The 14,760-nt window shown below is 39.5% G+C and carries 12 protein-coding genes; 2 read left to right on the top strand and 10 right to left on the bottom strand.

The genetic code is table 11. The annotated features are described in order from the left end of the window. Nucleotides 1-352: 352 nt before the first annotated feature. Nucleotides 353-622 carry a 30S ribosomal protein S15 gene (gene rpsO, locus E0E02_RS06075; RefSeq protein WP_003063161.1) on the bottom strand — a complete coding sequence of 90 codons (270 nt, stop codon included), beginning with the start codon at nucleotides 620-622 and terminating at the stop codon, nucleotides 353-355. A 157-nt stretch (nucleotides 623-779) separates the two neighbouring features. After that, nucleotides 780-1,943 (bottom strand): MFS transporter, encoded by a 1,164-nt coding sequence (locus tag E0E02_RS06070; RefSeq protein WP_133018127.1) that lies wholly within the window; start codon nucleotides 1,941-1,943, stop codon nucleotides 780-782. Between the two features lie 61 nt (nucleotides 1,944-2,004). Between E0E02_RS06070 and E0E02_RS06065 the strand changes: the two genes are divergently transcribed. Together E0E02_RS06065 and def are read left to right on the top strand one after the other, a co-directional pair. After that, nucleotides 2,005-2,679, top strand: a complete 675-nt coding sequence (locus E0E02_RS06065) for a cyclic nucleotide-binding domain-containing protein (protein WP_204983433.1) — start codon at nucleotides 2,005-2,007, stop codon at nucleotides 2,677-2,679. Nucleotides 2,680-2,745: 66 nt separating this feature from the next. Beyond that, the gene (gene def / locus E0E02_RS06060; RefSeq protein WP_039697537.1) at nucleotides 2,746-3,360 is read left to right on the top strand and encodes a peptide deformylase; all 615 of its coding nucleotides are present in this window, start codon (nucleotides 2,746-2,748) and stop codon (nucleotides 3,358-3,360) included. A gap of 190 nt (nucleotides 3,361-3,550) precedes the next feature. Here the strand turns inward: def and E0E02_RS06055 are convergent, their stop codons facing one another. From E0E02_RS06055 to yajC, 8 genes are all read right to left on the bottom strand, one after another. Continuing rightward, nucleotides 3,551-4,096, bottom strand: a complete 546-nt coding sequence (locus E0E02_RS06055; protein ID WP_133018126.1) for an NADPH-dependent FMN reductase — start codon at nucleotides 4,094-4,096, stop codon at nucleotides 3,551-3,553. Nucleotides 4,097-4,188: 92 nt separating this feature from the next. Beyond that, nucleotides 4,189-4,635: a MarR family transcriptional regulator gene (locus E0E02_RS06050; protein WP_133018125.1), complete on the bottom strand. Its 447-nt coding sequence runs from the start codon at nucleotides 4,633-4,635 to the stop codon at nucleotides 4,189-4,191. Nucleotides 4,636-4,731: 96 nt separating this feature from the next. Further along, nucleotides 4,732-9,126, bottom strand: a complete 4,395-nt coding sequence (locus E0E02_RS06045; protein WP_133018124.1) for a PolC-type DNA polymerase III — start codon at nucleotides 9,124-9,126, stop codon at nucleotides 4,732-4,734. Nucleotides 9,127-9,302: 176 nt separating this feature from the next. Further along, on the bottom strand, nucleotides 9,303-11,159 hold the full coding sequence (locus tag E0E02_RS06040; protein WP_133018123.1) for a proline--tRNA ligase: 1,857 nt from the start codon (nucleotides 11,157-11,159) through the stop codon (nucleotides 9,303-9,305). Between the two features lie 162 nt (nucleotides 11,160-11,321). Continuing rightward, complete coding sequence (rseP, locus tag E0E02_RS06035; RefSeq protein ID WP_133018122.1) at nucleotides 11,322-12,584, bottom strand: RIP metalloprotease RseP; 1,263 nt, start codon at nucleotides 12,582-12,584, stop codon at nucleotides 11,322-11,324. 94 nt (nucleotides 12,585-12,678) lie between these two features. Continuing rightward, nucleotides 12,679-13,473, bottom strand: coding sequence for a phosphatidate cytidylyltransferase (locus E0E02_RS06030; protein ID WP_133018121.1), 795 nt, complete (start codon nucleotides 13,471-13,473; stop codon nucleotides 12,679-12,681). A gap of 12 nt (nucleotides 13,474-13,485) precedes the next feature. Continuing rightward, on the bottom strand, nucleotides 13,486-14,241 hold the full coding sequence (locus tag E0E02_RS06025; RefSeq protein WP_039697527.1) for an isoprenyl transferase: 756 nt from the start codon (nucleotides 14,239-14,241) through the stop codon (nucleotides 13,486-13,488). Between the two features lie 133 nt (nucleotides 14,242-14,374). Continuing rightward, nucleotides 14,375-14,719 carry a preprotein translocase subunit YajC gene (gene yajC / locus E0E02_RS06020; RefSeq protein ID WP_039697526.1) on the bottom strand — a complete coding sequence of 115 codons (345 nt, stop codon included), beginning with the start codon at nucleotides 14,717-14,719 and terminating at the stop codon, nucleotides 14,375-14,377. Between the last annotated feature and the right edge of the window lie 41 nt (nucleotides 14,720-14,760).

Genomic DNA, 14,760 nt, shown 5'->3' with positions numbered 1-14,760 from the left:
TCTTCACTATAAAAACTACACAAAATCAACAGTTAAATTCTTTAATCATCATATCATTGTGATATTCTTCACCAATTATATTAACCCTTTTTCAAAAAAAGGTCAAGTGTTTTTTGTAAGCTTTTTCATTTTTATTGTAAAGGCAATGTAAGGGGATACAAATTATACTTGCGTTTTTCCTTTTATATTAATACTTTTGTCACTTTTGACATTTTAATGCTATATAAAACCTCATTTTCATTAAAATACACCCAATGGGAGGTTGATTAATTTTGTTAATCAAACGAAGCATTTGCACACAAAAAAAGCTTCTTGGAAAATCCAAGAAGCTTTTACTTGACCTAACGTCAGATTAACGACGAAGACCAAGTGATGCGATCAATTCGCGGTAACGGTTAACGTCTGTACGGCGAAGGTATGCCAACAAGTTACGACGGTGACCGATTTTTTTCATCAATCCACGGTAAGTTGCGTGGTCTTTTTTGTGTTGTTTAATGTGCTCGTTAAGGTGGTTGATTTCCCAAGTAAGAACAGCTACTTGAACTTCAACTGAACCTGTGTCACCTTCGTGACGTGCATATTGAGCGATGATTTCATTTTTTTTCTCTTTTGAGATTGCCATAATTTTTCTCCTTTATATTGCTTCATCCGAGTGGTAGGTTTTTGGCGGATCCTACGACCAAGAAGAAGTTACTTGTCTTACGACAGTCCTTATTGTAGCAGATTGTTTCTACTTTTGTCAAAGGTTTTCCCTTAATTTAACGTGACTTTAACACAAATTAATTTTTCTTTGAAAAACGTGTTTTAACAATCAAACCTAAGCAAATAACCAAGCTGATAATAGCGTAAATAACAAAGGCAAAGCCTGGTTGTGGGCTAAATTTTGAAAAGAGATTCAAAACAATAGCTGCGCTTGCCCCACCAAGATTACAGAAAATCAAGATAAGCGTAGTCGCATTTCCGATTAATTGCGGTGAAACGTTAGTTGAAACATCACTAAAGACACAGGTAACCACAATACTGTACCAGAAGCCTGACAGCATGGCACCAATTAGCATTACCCAAAGATTATTAGCAAAACCTACCATAAATAGTCCAAGAGCAAATGGAATCATTGAAATGGTAATCAAGTTTTTGCTAAAGCGTCCAAGCAAACCTTCAAAACAAATTCCTGAAAGAATTCCCATAAGCATCATGCCACTCAAGATTAAGCTGGCTTGACGAGGACTTCCAAGATGCAATTGGTCAACAATAACTGGGATTCGAAGGCTGTTCGCACTATTGATGTTAATAACAAAACCTGCCAATAAAGATAATCCAACGATATACAAGATATCTTCTTTTCTAAATTTAGCACGAGTCTCATCTTGTTGGACTTCTTCTACTTCAACCTTAGGTTTTGGTGCAAAAATAAGGTAAACAGCAAGAATTGGCAAAGCAAATAAGTAAACACTGAATGTCCATGACCAACCAAGAACAACAATGAAACCAACAATCATGGTCAATAAAGCATTACCAATAATTTCAAAGGAACCACGAAGCCCAAGCATCTGAGCTTGTTCACGTCCAGCATAAGTCTCACTGATAATACTGATGGCACGAGAATTAATCAAACCAATTCCGATACCAAGCAAAATACGTGATACAAAAACTAATGAATAAGTCTGAAAAACGACTGGCATACTACCACCAAAGGAAATCAAAAGAAGACCTAAGATGATACTAAGACGTTCAGAGATTAGACGTTCGATAATTGGATTTAGTAACAACATGGCAAGAATCGCAAAAGATGATAGTGAAAATAGAAATTCCACCTGACTAGCAGCGTATCCTTGTTGATGAAATGTTGTAATCATTTGGGGTAATGCTGTCGACGGAGATAACGTCGAGACCAGCATTAAAGATAGAGATAGGAGACTAAATTTCTCCAAAAATGTTTTCATAGAAACTCCTTACTTGTTTTTTTCATCATTTCCAGTATAATCAAAGTTAGCGCATAAAAATATGACTTTTGTCACAACAAAGGAGGTCTGTGTGTCTTTAGAAAAATATATCCAAGACTATCAGCTTGAAAAAATCTTTCCTAGACATTATTTTGATAAATTGCAAGTCCGCGAACTAGTTGCTGGAGATGCGATTTGTCACCAAGGAGAAGCCTTAACAGCACTCTCTTATTTTGCAAAGGGAAAATTAAAAATTGTTCGTCGCTTATTTAACGGAAAAGAGCATATTTTAGATATCAAAGAAAAACCAACGCTTATCGGAGATATTGAATTATTAACTGATCAGCCAATTGTGTCTTCAGTTGTCGCTCTTGAGGATACCTTAGTCATCCAACTCCCTTTAACTGGGATTCGCGAGGAATTATTAGCTGATAATGATTTGCTTCTAAATCTCAGTAGAGGACTCGCTCAATCACTTTATGAGCAAAATATTCGTGCTTCTACGAATTTGAATTACACACTTAAAGAACGTCTAGCCACTCACATCTTGGCGATTGAAGACAAAGGTGTCTTCAAATTAGAATTGACTAGTCTTGCTGATTCATTCAGCGTCAGCTACCGTCATTTACTTCGTGTGATTCATGAATTTATCGATTTAGGCATTATTGAAAAACGCCGCCCTAATTATTATATCAAAGATATGGCGCAACTCATTGACTTGAAGATTACTAACTAAGCCAATAACTTTCTCGTTAAGCATTTTTATGCTATAGTGTTATATAGAATAATTTGAGGAGAAAATATGTCAGTTATTGAAAAATTAGCAAAACCAAGTCATTTAATCAATATGAACGATATTATTCGCGAAGGTCATCCAACTTTGCGTAAAGTTTGTGACGATGTCACATTCCCATTATCTGATGAAGAAATCATCTTAGGCGAAAAAATGATGCAGTTCTTGAAAAACTCTCAAGATCCTGTAACAGCTGAAAAAATGGGCTTGCGCGGAGGCGTTGGTTTGGCAGCACCACAATTGAACGTGTCAAAACGTATCATTGCTGTTCTTGTTCCAAACATGGAAGACAAAGATGGCAACCCACCAAAAGAAGCTTACAGCTTACAAGAAGTGATGTACAATCCAAAAGTTGTCTCACACTCTGTTCAAGACGCTGCGCTTGCTGATGGTGAAGGATGCTTGTCAGTTGACCGTGTTGTGGAAGGATACGTTGTCCGTCACTCTCGTGTTACTGTTGAATACTTTGATAAAAACGGTGAAAAACACCGCATCAAACTTAAAGGTTACAACTCAATCGTTGTCCAACACGAAATTGACCACACAAATGGTATCATGTTCTACGACCGCATCAACGAAAAGAACCCATTTGCTGTTAAAGATGGTATGCTAATTGTCGAATAAACCATAAAGAGAGGATTTCCTCTCTTTTTTTGTGACTAAAAAAACCTAGGACATCAAAATCCTAGGACATTTTTATCTCACAGTTTTTGATATTGAAAGGCTAAACCAATATGACTGTGATAAAGGTGAGCTAAGCTGAAAATAGGAAAAGCTGACTCACCTATGAATTTGTTAAATGGTAAAACTTAGATTAATCAAGCGCAGCAAGAAGAGCTTTGGCTTGTTTATCAAGGTTGGCAAGAACCTCATCAGTTGCGATAAATTTGCCATCTGCCCAAGCAGAGTCGTTCACACGTGTTGTTGTGATTTCATCAACAAATTTTGTGCGGATGAATGGGAACAAAGCACGGTAAGCATCGGCTACAGCTTCGTGTCCACCATTTGCAAGGATAGAAACAGTTGTCACTTTTTCATTAAGGGCTGATGGACCTGTTGGGTCTGAAAGATCAAGCGCACGGCTCAACCAGTCAAGCAAGTTCTTCACTGAACCAGGAATCGCAAAGTTATAAACTGGTGAGAAGAACCAGATGGCATCGGCTGCCAAAACAGCGTCACGTGCAGCTTGCACAGCAGCTGGTGTGTTAGCTTCCAAATCTTGTGAAAAGACCGGAACTTGTGACCAGTCTAGGTATGATACTTCTGCTTTTCCTTCAAGTGCTTTTTCAGCGTTTTGTGCGAATTGTTGATCAAAAGATCCCTCACGCAATGAACCAACAACAAATAGAATTTTTTTCATGATATATCTCCCTTTTAAGGTTAATTAGTCTGTTAAAAGTTATTTATCACTAAATAGTACTTTTTTCTATATTGTCATTTTACGAATTATTGCTACTTTTGTAAATTAATATGCTCACGCGGCTTAAATTTTTTTAGAAGTCGGATAAGCTCTTCTTGTTCTTCGTCAGTGAGCACTGAAAAAGTCTCTTCGATTTTCTCGATGTGTAGCGGCAAAGCGCGCTCAATGACCTGACGACCAGCAGCTGTCAGGCTCACCAAATAAGCACGTTTATCATTTGGGCAAGTGTGGCGTGTCACCCATCCTTTTTTCTCCATGTTGCGAATTACTACCGTCATATTGCCTGAAGTCGCTAGAATACTATCCATTAATTCGCCAATTTTCATAGGCCCTTTACTATAAAGAACATCCAAAACACCAAATTGGGTCTGCGTCAAGTCATCTTCTTTGAACGATTCTGAAGTCTTGGCATCAATTGTTCGGTAGGCTTTTCGCAAAACAACCATAGCCTTCACAGCTGTATTCGTGATATCTGACATCTTTCCTCCTGCTTTTCAACTGATATGAAAACGAACAAACTATCTCAGGTAAACTGAAAATAATTTGTTCGCTCTTTTTTTATTATTGTAATGATTTTAGAAGAAATCGTCAAACAAACTGAGTTGGTTATCTTCTGGCATGTTGCCTAGGATTCCCATTTCATCCATTTTTTCAACTAGTGTTGCTGAAACACCACCGCGTTTGCGAAGTTCCATTTTAGATAGGAATTCACCTTCTTCACGCGCTTTAACGATTTGTTTTGCAACGTTTTCTCCGAGACCATCCATAGCTACAAATGGTGGAATAAGGGTATCACCGTCAATGATGAACTCTGTCGCATCACTGCGGTAAAGGTCAAGCTGACCAAATTTATAACCACGTTCAAGCATTTCATTGACCAACTCGAGCGTTGTGTAAAGGTCGATTTCAACGTTTGAAGCTTCATTATTTTTACGTTTGGTTGAAATCTCAGCCATGCGTTCTTTAACAGCATCAAGACCAGCACTCATTGTCTTGATATCAAAGGCTTTGGCACGAATTGAGAAGTAAGCACAGTAGTAATACAAAGGATAATGAACCTTGAAGTAAGCCACACGAAGGGCCATCAATACATAGGCAGCCGCATGGGCTTTCGGGAACATGTACTTGATTTTACCACAAGATTCGATATACCAATCTGGTACATTGTTGTCACGCATAGCTTGGATATAGCCATTACGTTCCTCATCAGAAATCTTCAACCAGCGTCCCTTACGCACACGTTCCATGATGGTAAAGGCCATTTTTGGATCTAGTCCCGCGTGCATGAGGTAAACCATGATATCGTCACGACAACCGATAACGGTTTTTAGGGTAGCAATTCCTTCTTTGATCAAATCTTGGGCATTTCCAAGCCAAACATCGGTACCATGTGATAGTCCAGATAACTGAAGCAATTCGGCAAAGGTCGTTGGATGTGTTTCTTCAACCATTCCACGAACGAAGTTTGTTCCGAATTCTGGAATACCAAGCATACCTGTCGGTGTTCCGATTTGTTCAGGCGTAACGCCAAGAACTTCTGTACCTGAGAAAAGTGCCATAACATCTGGATCATCAGCTGGAATATCTTTGGGATCAATACCAGACAAGTCTTGCAACTTACGAATCATCGTCGGATCATCATGACCGAGGATATCAAGTTTCAAGACGTTTTCATCGATATCGTGGAAGTTAAAGTGAGTGGTTTGCCATTCAGCTGACAAATCATCGGCTGGATACTGAACTGGTGTAAAGTCATAAACATCCATATAGTTTGGAATAACAACGATACCACCCGGGTGTTGACCCGTTGTACGTTTCACCCCAGCAGCTCCCTGTGCCAAGCGTTCAACTTCTGCTTCTGGGTACATTTTCCCGTAATCACGTTCATAACCTTTAACAAATCCGTAAGCTGTACGGTCAGCAACCGTACCAACGGTTCCAGCACGAAAGGCATATTGTTCTCCAAAAATATCACGAACATCCAAGTGAGCTGAGGGTTGGTCATCACCAGAGAAGTTCAAATCGATATCGGGAACTTTATCACCATCAAATCCAAGGAAGGTTTCAAACGGGATATCATGTCCATCTTTCTTATAACGTGTGCCACATTTTGGACAATCCTTGTCAGGAAGGTCATAACCTGAACCAACAGAACCATCAGTAATGAACTCTGAGTGCTGACAATTTGGACAGACATAGTGTGGTGGCATTGGGTTAACTTCGGTAATCCCAATCATGGTTGCCACGAAACTTGATCCAACAGATCCACGCGAACCAACCAAATAACCACGTTTATTTGAGCGGATAACAAGCATTTGTGACGCCAGGTAAATCACGGCAAATCCATTACCCAAAATCGAAGTCAATTCTTTTTCGATACGTCGGTCAACAATATCTGGTAGTGGGTTTCCATAGATTTCAAAGGCTTTTTGGTAAGTCATTTCTGCGACACGTTCTTCTGATTTTTCAAGGAAAGGCGTGTACAAATCTTTCTTAACCACTTCGATTTCTTCAAAGCGCTCAGCAAAATCACTCGTATTCTTAACAACGATTTCATAAGCCAAGTCTTCACCGAGGAAAGAAAATTCGTCTAGCATTTCGTTGGTTGTGCGGAAATGGGCTTTTGGTAATGGAGCTGGCTGAGCATCTTCACCACGTCCAATCGGACGGTTAATCGGTGTCCCTTGTCCCAAACTACGGACGATGATTTCTCGATAAATCTCATCTTCTGGTTCAATGTAGTGAACATTACCAGTAGCAAGAACAGGCTTGTTCAAACGACGTCCAACCTCAATCAAATCACGAATGACTTGACGAATACCTTCTTCGTCTTTAATTGTTCCTTGTGCCAATAGCGGTGCATAAATAGCTGGTGGCATGACTTCGATGAAATCATAGTATTTAGCCACTTCAACAGCTTTTTCCACACCTGATGTCAAAACCGCATCAAAAACTTCACCCTCAGAACAGGCTGTTCCTAGCAAAAGCCCTTCGCGATGAGCATCAAGAACTGTTCTTGGAATACGAGCCACACCTTCAAAATATTTAACATTTGAAAGACTGACAAGCTTGAAGATATTTTTCAACCCTGTCTGGTTTTGAACATAGATCGTTGCATGTTTTACACGAGCTTTCTTATAAGAATCTTCAGCCACCAATTTTGTGTTCAAGTCCATCATGTTTGTAAGGCCATGATTTTCACGCGCTTCTTTCAAGAAAATAAAGAGCAAGCGACCAGTTGCTTCGGCATCGTAGTTGGCCATGTGGTGGTGTTCTAGCGATACTTGGAAACGCTTGGTCAATGGTCCCAAACCATGACGTTTGTATTCTGGATAAAGATTCCGTGCCAATTCAAGGGTATCAATAACTGGCTGCGTGATGGTTGGCATGCCATGACGTTTGTAATTAGCATTCATAAAGCCAACGTCAAAGGTCGCATTGTGGGCAACAAGTACAGTATCTTTACAGAAATCTTGGAACATTTGAAGCACTTGTTCGATAGGCTTCGCATTGCGAACATGATTATCCGTAATCCCTGTCAATTCTGTCGTAAAAGCTGACAAATGGTGACCTGGATTGATGAATTCATCAAACTGCTCAACAATGTTACCTTTGTACATTTTTGAAGCAGCAATCTGAATCAAATCATTGTGCACCGCAGAAAGTCCTGTTGTTTCCACGTCAAATACGACATACGTTGCTTCATTCAGCTCTAAGTCAACAGGATTGTAAGCAATAGGAACCTTATCTTCAACGATATTGGCTTCCAAACCAAAAATGGCTTTAATACCGTCTTTACGTGCTCTGTGGTAACCGTGAGGGAAACTTTGGACATTTCCATGATCAGTAATAGCAACGGCCTTGTGGCCCCATTTTGCAGCTGTATCAATCAGCTCCTCAACCGTTGGCAAAGCATCCATGGTTGACATGTTCGTATGCGCATGGAATTCCACACGTTTTTGGTCTTCTGGCATCAAATCCTTGCGGTCATGGTGAACAATTTCTTTAACATCTTGCACATTCATAGTAAGGGCATGGGTGAAATTATTGTTCTCAATATTTCCGCGAACACGAAGCCATGAGCCTTTAGCAATCATGTCGTATTTTTTCAACTCTTCATCATCTTTTGCCCATTTTTGCATAGCAAAACTTGATGTATAGTCTGTCATCTTGAAATTGATGATATGACGACCTGTACGAGTAGTTTTCTTTTCAACATCAAAAACCATTCCTTCAAAGACAATACGGTTTTCTTCTGTTGTGATTTCAACCATCGGCGTGATTTCAGCATTTTCAAAACCAGCACGGCGTTGTTTAGCGCGTTCTTTGAAATCAAATTTTGGTTTTGGAGCTTCTTCAGCTGGTGGCATTGACGCTTCTAGAGACTTAACGGCTTCACGGTTTTCTTGTACCGCTTTTTCCACCATGGATTCACGATTATTTGTAAAATCTTCACGAAGCGCTTGAGTCATGGCTTCATCAGAAACCATGTCAACCATCACTTTTCCGAAACCAAAGGCTTCAAATTGACGAGCCAAATTTGGCAAATGATTTTTTCGGAAATGGTCATTATTGACAAAAGCTGGCGCTTCAATCAATAATTTTTCACCATCATAAGAGACTTTCAACTTGCTAAAAGAGGCTTTAAAGCTGGCGCTGTCACAAGGAGCGTGCTCAAAAGCTTCTTCATAATAAGCTTGCAAAAGCGGTTGTGAGAAATCAATCTTTTCTGCCTGAATATCAAAAGTCGCTGTAATATCCGCTTGCTTAAAAGTATTAATCAAACGATAGGCTAACTCGCGATAAATCTCAATCGGCAAAATCTCTGCAAATGAAAAATGGAATTCCCAGAGGCGGGATACTGAGTGTACCTTAACTTCACGAATATCTGCAGATGAAAAAGCAGAAGATTGTCGCATTTCAAGCGGCATATCGATTTGCTCCATCAATTTTTTAAATAACTCTGACATAAAACGTCAATTACCTCAATTCCAAAAATCTAACTTTCTATCCTAAGTAAAAGAGGGACATCAGTCACCCTTTTACTTTTTTATCTATCAATATCGTCTTTCAATTTTATCATAAAAGTGAGCATTTTTCGAGACAAAAGAAAAAGGTCGGGGATAAGCCCTCGACCTAAATCTTATTAGTTTTCTTTTGTCAAAATTTCAAGTGTTTCAATAAGGTTTTCAGCGTTAACTTCGATTGTATCACCAGTTGCTTTGATTTTAACTTCTACGATACCATCAGCAGCTTTTTTACCAACTGTCACACGGATTGGAAGTCCGATAAGGTCGCTATCTGAGAATTTTGATCCGACACGTTCGTTACGGTCATCAACCAAAACTTCGTAACCTTTTTCAACCAATTCAGCTTCTACTTTAGCTGTCAAAGCTTGTGCTTCTTCATCTTTCACGTTAACAGTGATGACGTGAACGTCAAATGGTGCCAATTCTTTAGGGAAGTTAATACCCCATGCAAAGCGGTAAGCACCTTTTGGTGTTTTAGAAACGAAGAGACGAGCGTGTTGTTCGATAACAGCTGACAAGATACGGCTAACACCGATACCATAGCAGCCCATGATGATTGGCACAGCACGACCGTTTTGGTCAAGGATTGTAGCACCCATGCTTTCTGAGTAGCGAGTACCAAGTTTGAAGATGTGTCCGATTTCGATACCACGAGCGAATTTAAGAACACCTTTACCGTCTGGTGAGATTTCACCTTCTTTAACTTCACGAATATCAACGTATTCTGCTTCAAAGTCACGTCCTGGGTTAACACCAGTCAAGTGGTAACCATCTTCATTAGCACCAACAACTGCATTAGCAACGTCTTGTACTTTGCGGTCAGCAATGATACGAACGTTTTCAGGAAGGTTAACTGGGCCAAGTGAACCAAAGTTTGCACCGAAGACTTTAACAGCATCTTCTTCAGTAGCTGGGTCAAGGAAGTCAGCGCCAAGGTAGTTTTTCAATTTAACATCGTTAACTTGGTCATTTCCGACAAGAAGGGCAACAACTGGTTCTTTATCAGCGATGAATAGAAGCGTTTTGATTGTTTGTTCTTCATCAACGTTCAAGAAAGCAGCCACTTCATCAATTGATTTACAGTTAGGTGTTTCCACACGTTTAACATCTTCTTGAGCAACAACTTTTGTTGATGGTTTGTATTCGTTGCTTGCCATTTCAAGGTTAGCAGCGTAGCTTGATTCTGTTGAGTAGGCAACAGTATCTTCTCCTGAAACCAACCATGATGACAATTCTTTTTTGATGTCTTCTAATACATCTTCTGGAATTTCATCGATTGAAGCGATTGATTTGTCAAGAACAACCCAACGGTCAAGGTCTGTACGGTCTGGAGTGATTGCCATAAACTCTTGAGAGTCTTTACCACCCATAGCTCCACCATCACCGATGATACCTTTGAAATCAAGTCCTGCACGTGTGAAGACTGCTTCATAAGCTTTGCGGTATTCTTCGTAAGTTTCATCCAAACCTTCGTAGTCTGCGTGGAAACTGTAACCATCTTTCATGATAAATTCACGTGTACGAAGAAGTCCGTTACGTGGACGTTTTTCATCACGATATTTAGATTGGATTTGATAAAGGTTAAGTGGCAATTGTTTGTATGATTTAACCGCATCACGAACAAGGCTTGTAAATGTTTCTTCGTGAGTTGGACCAAGGATAAAGTCTGATTTATCGCGGTTTTTAAGTTTATAAAGGTCTTCACCGTAAGTTTCGTAACGACCTGATTCACGCCAAAGGTCAGCGTTCAAAAGTGCTGGTGCAAGCATTTCAACGGCACCGATTTTTTCAAACTCTTCACGCATGATTTTTTTGAATTTTTCAATTGTGCGGTTAGCAAGTGGTAGGTAAGCGTAGATACCTGCTGAGACTTGGCGAACATAACCAGCACGAACCATAAGAGCGTGGCTGATAACTTGAGCGTCGCTTGGCATTTCGCGAAGCGTTGGGATAAGCATTTGTGATTGTTTCATAATAAAATATTGCGGTCAAATCACGAAAATAAGTAAGCCGCTTGTTGTTTAGGCAAGTAGCTCACTTATTCGCATTTTTAGAGAAGACCGTATCAATTCCTTTCTAAAAAATGTGTATTTAAAAATATGATGTACTAAATTATTGATTAGTCTTGATGTAAGTTAGAAGAAAACTCGCATGATATCATTCCAAGTAACGGCAATCATCAGAATAATCATGATGACCACGCCAACCAGAGTGACATAAGTTTCTGTCTCTTGTTTGAGTGGTTTACGACGAACAATCTCAATGAGGTTCATCAAGATTTTTCCACCATCCAAAGCTGGAATCGGGATAAGGTTAACAATTCCAAGGTTGATTGACAAGAGGGCCAAAAGATTAATCACTGATGGCAATCCATAAGAAGCTGCTTGACTTGATGCCTGGTACATAGCGACGGGACCACCAAGTTTATCCAAGCTGAAGTTTGAGACAATGCCTTTCAAAGCATTTAAAATTAACATTGCACTTTGCCAAGACATTTGGAAGCCACCAGTAATCTTGTCCCAAAAGCCTGTTTTCAAAGCTGAAGAAACTCCGATAAGATAGCTGCCATGATTTTTGACTGGCTTAATATCAAGAGTCTTAGTTTTTCCAGAAGCGTCTTTTACGGTAACAGGAATGGTGTCACCTTTCGAAATGCCCTTTGTCGATTTGGCAACAGCCTCAGTCAAGTCAGACCAATTTGAGACTTTGTAATTACCGACAGCTAAGACTTTGTCACCATCTTTGACACCTGCAGCTTGCATGGCACCACCGTCAGTCACTCGCACAGCATTTGTCGAGGGATTCGGGACTCCGCCTTGCATAAAGACAAGTAAGATGAAAGCTAGTGTTCCTAGAATAAAATTATTCATCGGACCAGCAAAGTTTGTCATCAAACGTCCCCAGACAGTAGCATTTTGATACTGCACATCAAGCGGCGCGATGCGAATTTCTGTGCCATCTTCTTCAACGATTGTGGCATCGTGATGAACTTTATATGTCTTTTGCTCATCTAGAACCAATCCAGTGATTTCTAATTTATCTTCCAAATCATAAGAAGTCACGTTCATAGGAAGAGCTGTATTATCCAACTGTTTGTGTGACAAATTAATACGTGTCACCAAGCCGTCTTTGTTCAAACTCAAGCTAGCTGGCGTACCAGTCTTAATTTCAGTGGTATCATCTCCCCAACCTGCCATACGGACATAACCACCTAAAGGAAGAATACGAAACGTATAAGCTGTCCCTTCCTTATCAAAATGAGAGAAGATTTTCGGGCCCATCCCGATAGAAAATTCTCTCACCAGAATGCCTGATTTTTTGGCAAAGTATAAGTGACCAAATTCGTGGACAATAACTAAGATTCCAAAAACAATAATAAACGTTATAATTCCGAGCATTTTGCTCCTCTCTATACCAGTAACATTATTATCCTAATAACCATTCACTAGTAAGCAAACTCCAAAAGTTTGTGGCAGCTGCCAAACAAGTCAATTAGAAAAGACCAAATAGATGCATAATTGGGAAAACAAAAATCATTGAATCAAAGCGGTCTAAAATACCACCGTGACCAGGAATAAGTTTTCCAGAATCTTTAACGCCAAAATGACGTTTAATCGCACTTTCAACCAAATCACCGAATTGACCAAAAATACTAAACAAAATAACGCAAATTAACATAACAAAGAGATTATGCGGAGCGTAAACAGCTTTATCAATCAACATAAAGATAAATGAAACGACAACAGCGCAAGCAATCCCGCCAAGACTACCTTCGATAGTTTTATTTGGAGAAACCTTCGGCATCAATTTACGTTGACCAAAACGACGACCAATCATATAAGCACCGATATCAGTCGCCCATACGATAAATAAAGCAAAGAGCACTTTATCTAAGCCACCCATACGAGCATTGACCAAGTTTTGGAAACCAATTCCCACATAAAGGCTAGCTGCAATCGGATAAGAGACATCATCGAATGAATAATCATCACAATTGATAACTGTTCCTGCCAAAAGCAAGAAAAACAACAACCCATAGACTGCAAAGTTAGAATCTATCGGTAGTGATGTAAAGTAGTTATCCAAAGGCACTGTCAAAACAAAAGCACCAAGCATTGACAAAACACCTTCAATTGAGAAAAATTCAAGATGTTTCATGCGTAACATTTCTGCCACACCAAGCATTGCTAAAAAGCCTACAAAGACTTGAAACGGTAGGCCTCCATGCAATAGAAACGGCAGCATAATCAATAGGGCAATCGCCCCCCAAATCACACGTTGTTTCATGATATTTCCTTTCTAGATTCCACCAAAACGGCGATGGCGTTGATTGTATTCAGCAATCGCCTTAATCAACTCGTCTTTTTTGAAATCAGGCCATAAAACAGGTGTGAAGTAAAATTCACTATATGCTGATTGCCATGGTAGAAAATTACTAAGACGAAGTTCACCACTTGTTCGAATAATCAAATCCGGATCACGATACAAGTACGGCAAGTGATTCGTCATCAAATGATTTGAAATCACATCTTCTGTAATATCATCTGGGCTGATTTTTGCTTCAAGCACTTCTTGGGCAATATTTTTAACCGCTTCTGTAATTTCTGAACGACCACCATAGTTAAGCGCAAAATTCAAGATAAGACCAGAATTGTGCTTCGTTTGTTCGCAAGCACGTTTCATCGCATCAAAAGTTGCTTTTGGCAAACGATTTGTCTCACCGATAACTTGAACTTTGACATTATTAGCGTCCAATTCAGGGACATATTTATCGAAGAACTCAACGGGTAAGTTCATAATGAATTTGACTTCGTCCTCGGGTCGTGACCAGTTTTCTGTTGAGAAAGCGTAGACTGTCAAAACTTTTACACCAAGTTCTGAGCTAGCAATCGTCACTTCCTGCAAAGCATCCATACCAGCTTTGTGTCCCATGACACGTGGTTGCATGCGTTTTTTGGCCCAACGACCATTTCCATCCATGATAATTCCAATATGATTTGGAATCTTGTCAAGGCTTACAGCCTCTTTCTTTTTTCTAAAATTAAATTTAAACATACAATTTCCTTAAAAGCATACTCATCATAATATTTTACCATAAAATAGCCATTTTTTCTCTACTTAATTGGTGGCTTTTTGGGAATATTTGCATGAAAAAAGCCAGATGAATTTTCATCCGACTTTCAATATATTAGTCTTCGCTTTCAACGGCAGTATCTTGAGCTGATTCTGCTTGTTCTTCGACTGCTTCTTCAACAGGTGCAGCTTCAACAACTTCTTGTTCAGCTCTGTTTACAACACGTTTTAAAGCACCAAGTTCAAATGTTAGATAAACACCATCGATGTCCAAAACCATTTTTTGGTTAGCAGTGTCAACTTCATCAACGACACCATAAAGACCACCGATTGTTACAATTTCATCACCTTTTTGCAATGCTTTAAGTTGATCTTGACGGGCTTGTGCTTGTTTCTTTTGAGAACGTTGCATGAACCAAATCAAACCAACCATAACGAGCAACATAATAACTGTTGGCATAAGAATCCTCCATAAATATAAGCTTAATGACAACTATACCA

The organism is Streptococcus sp. KCJ4932 (assembly GCF_004352745.1).
In the GTDB taxonomy this organism is placed as follows: domain Bacteria; phylum Bacillota; class Bacilli; order Lactobacillales; family Streptococcaceae; genus Streptococcus; species Streptococcus ruminicola.
This window is presented reverse-complemented; position numbering and strand designations above follow the sequence as displayed.

Excerpts from the sequence above, each read along its gene's own strand:
- E0E02_RS06055 (WP_133018126.1), bottom strand. The coding sequence starts at position 4,096 with ATGAAAAAAATTCTATTTGTTGTTGGTTCATTGCGTGAGGGATCTTTT.
- E0E02_RS06040 (WP_133018123.1), bottom strand. The coding sequence starts at position 11,159 with ATGAAACAATCACAAATGCTTATCCCAACGCTTCGCGAAATGCCAAGC.
- E0E02_RS06065 (WP_204983433.1), top strand. The coding sequence starts at position 2,005 with ATGACTTTTGTCACAACAAAGGAGGTCTGTGTGTCTTTAGAAAAATAT.
- def (WP_039697537.1), top strand. The coding sequence starts at position 2,746 with ATGTCAGTTATTGAAAAATTAGCAAAACCAAGTCATTTAATCAATATG.
- rpsO (WP_003063161.1), bottom strand. The coding sequence starts at position 622 with ATGGCAATCTCAAAAGAGAAAAAAAATGAAATCATCGCTCAATATGCA.
- yajC (WP_039697526.1), bottom strand. The coding sequence starts at position 14,719 with ATGCCAACAGTTATTATGTTGCTCGTTATGGTTGGTTTGATTTGGTTC.
- E0E02_RS06070 (WP_133018127.1), bottom strand. The coding sequence starts at position 1,943 with ATGAAAACATTTTTGGAGAAATTTAGTCTCCTATCTCTATCTTTAATG.
- E0E02_RS06050 (WP_133018125.1), bottom strand. The coding sequence starts at position 4,635 with ATGTCAGATATCACGAATACAGCTGTGAAGGCTATGGTTGTTTTGCGA.
- E0E02_RS06030 (WP_133018121.1), bottom strand. The coding sequence starts at position 13,473 with ATGAAACAACGTGTGATTTGGGGGGCGATTGCCCTATTGATTATGCTG.
- E0E02_RS06045 (WP_133018124.1), bottom strand. The coding sequence starts at position 9,126 with ATGTCAGAGTTATTTAAAAAATTGATGGAGCAAATCGATATGCCGCTT.
- rseP (WP_133018122.1), bottom strand. The coding sequence starts at position 12,584 with ATGCTCGGAATTATAACGTTTATTATTGTTTTTGGAATCTTAGTTATT.
- E0E02_RS06025 (WP_039697527.1), bottom strand. The coding sequence starts at position 14,241 with ATGTTTAAATTTAATTTTAGAAAAAAGAAAGAGGCTGTAAGCCTTGAC.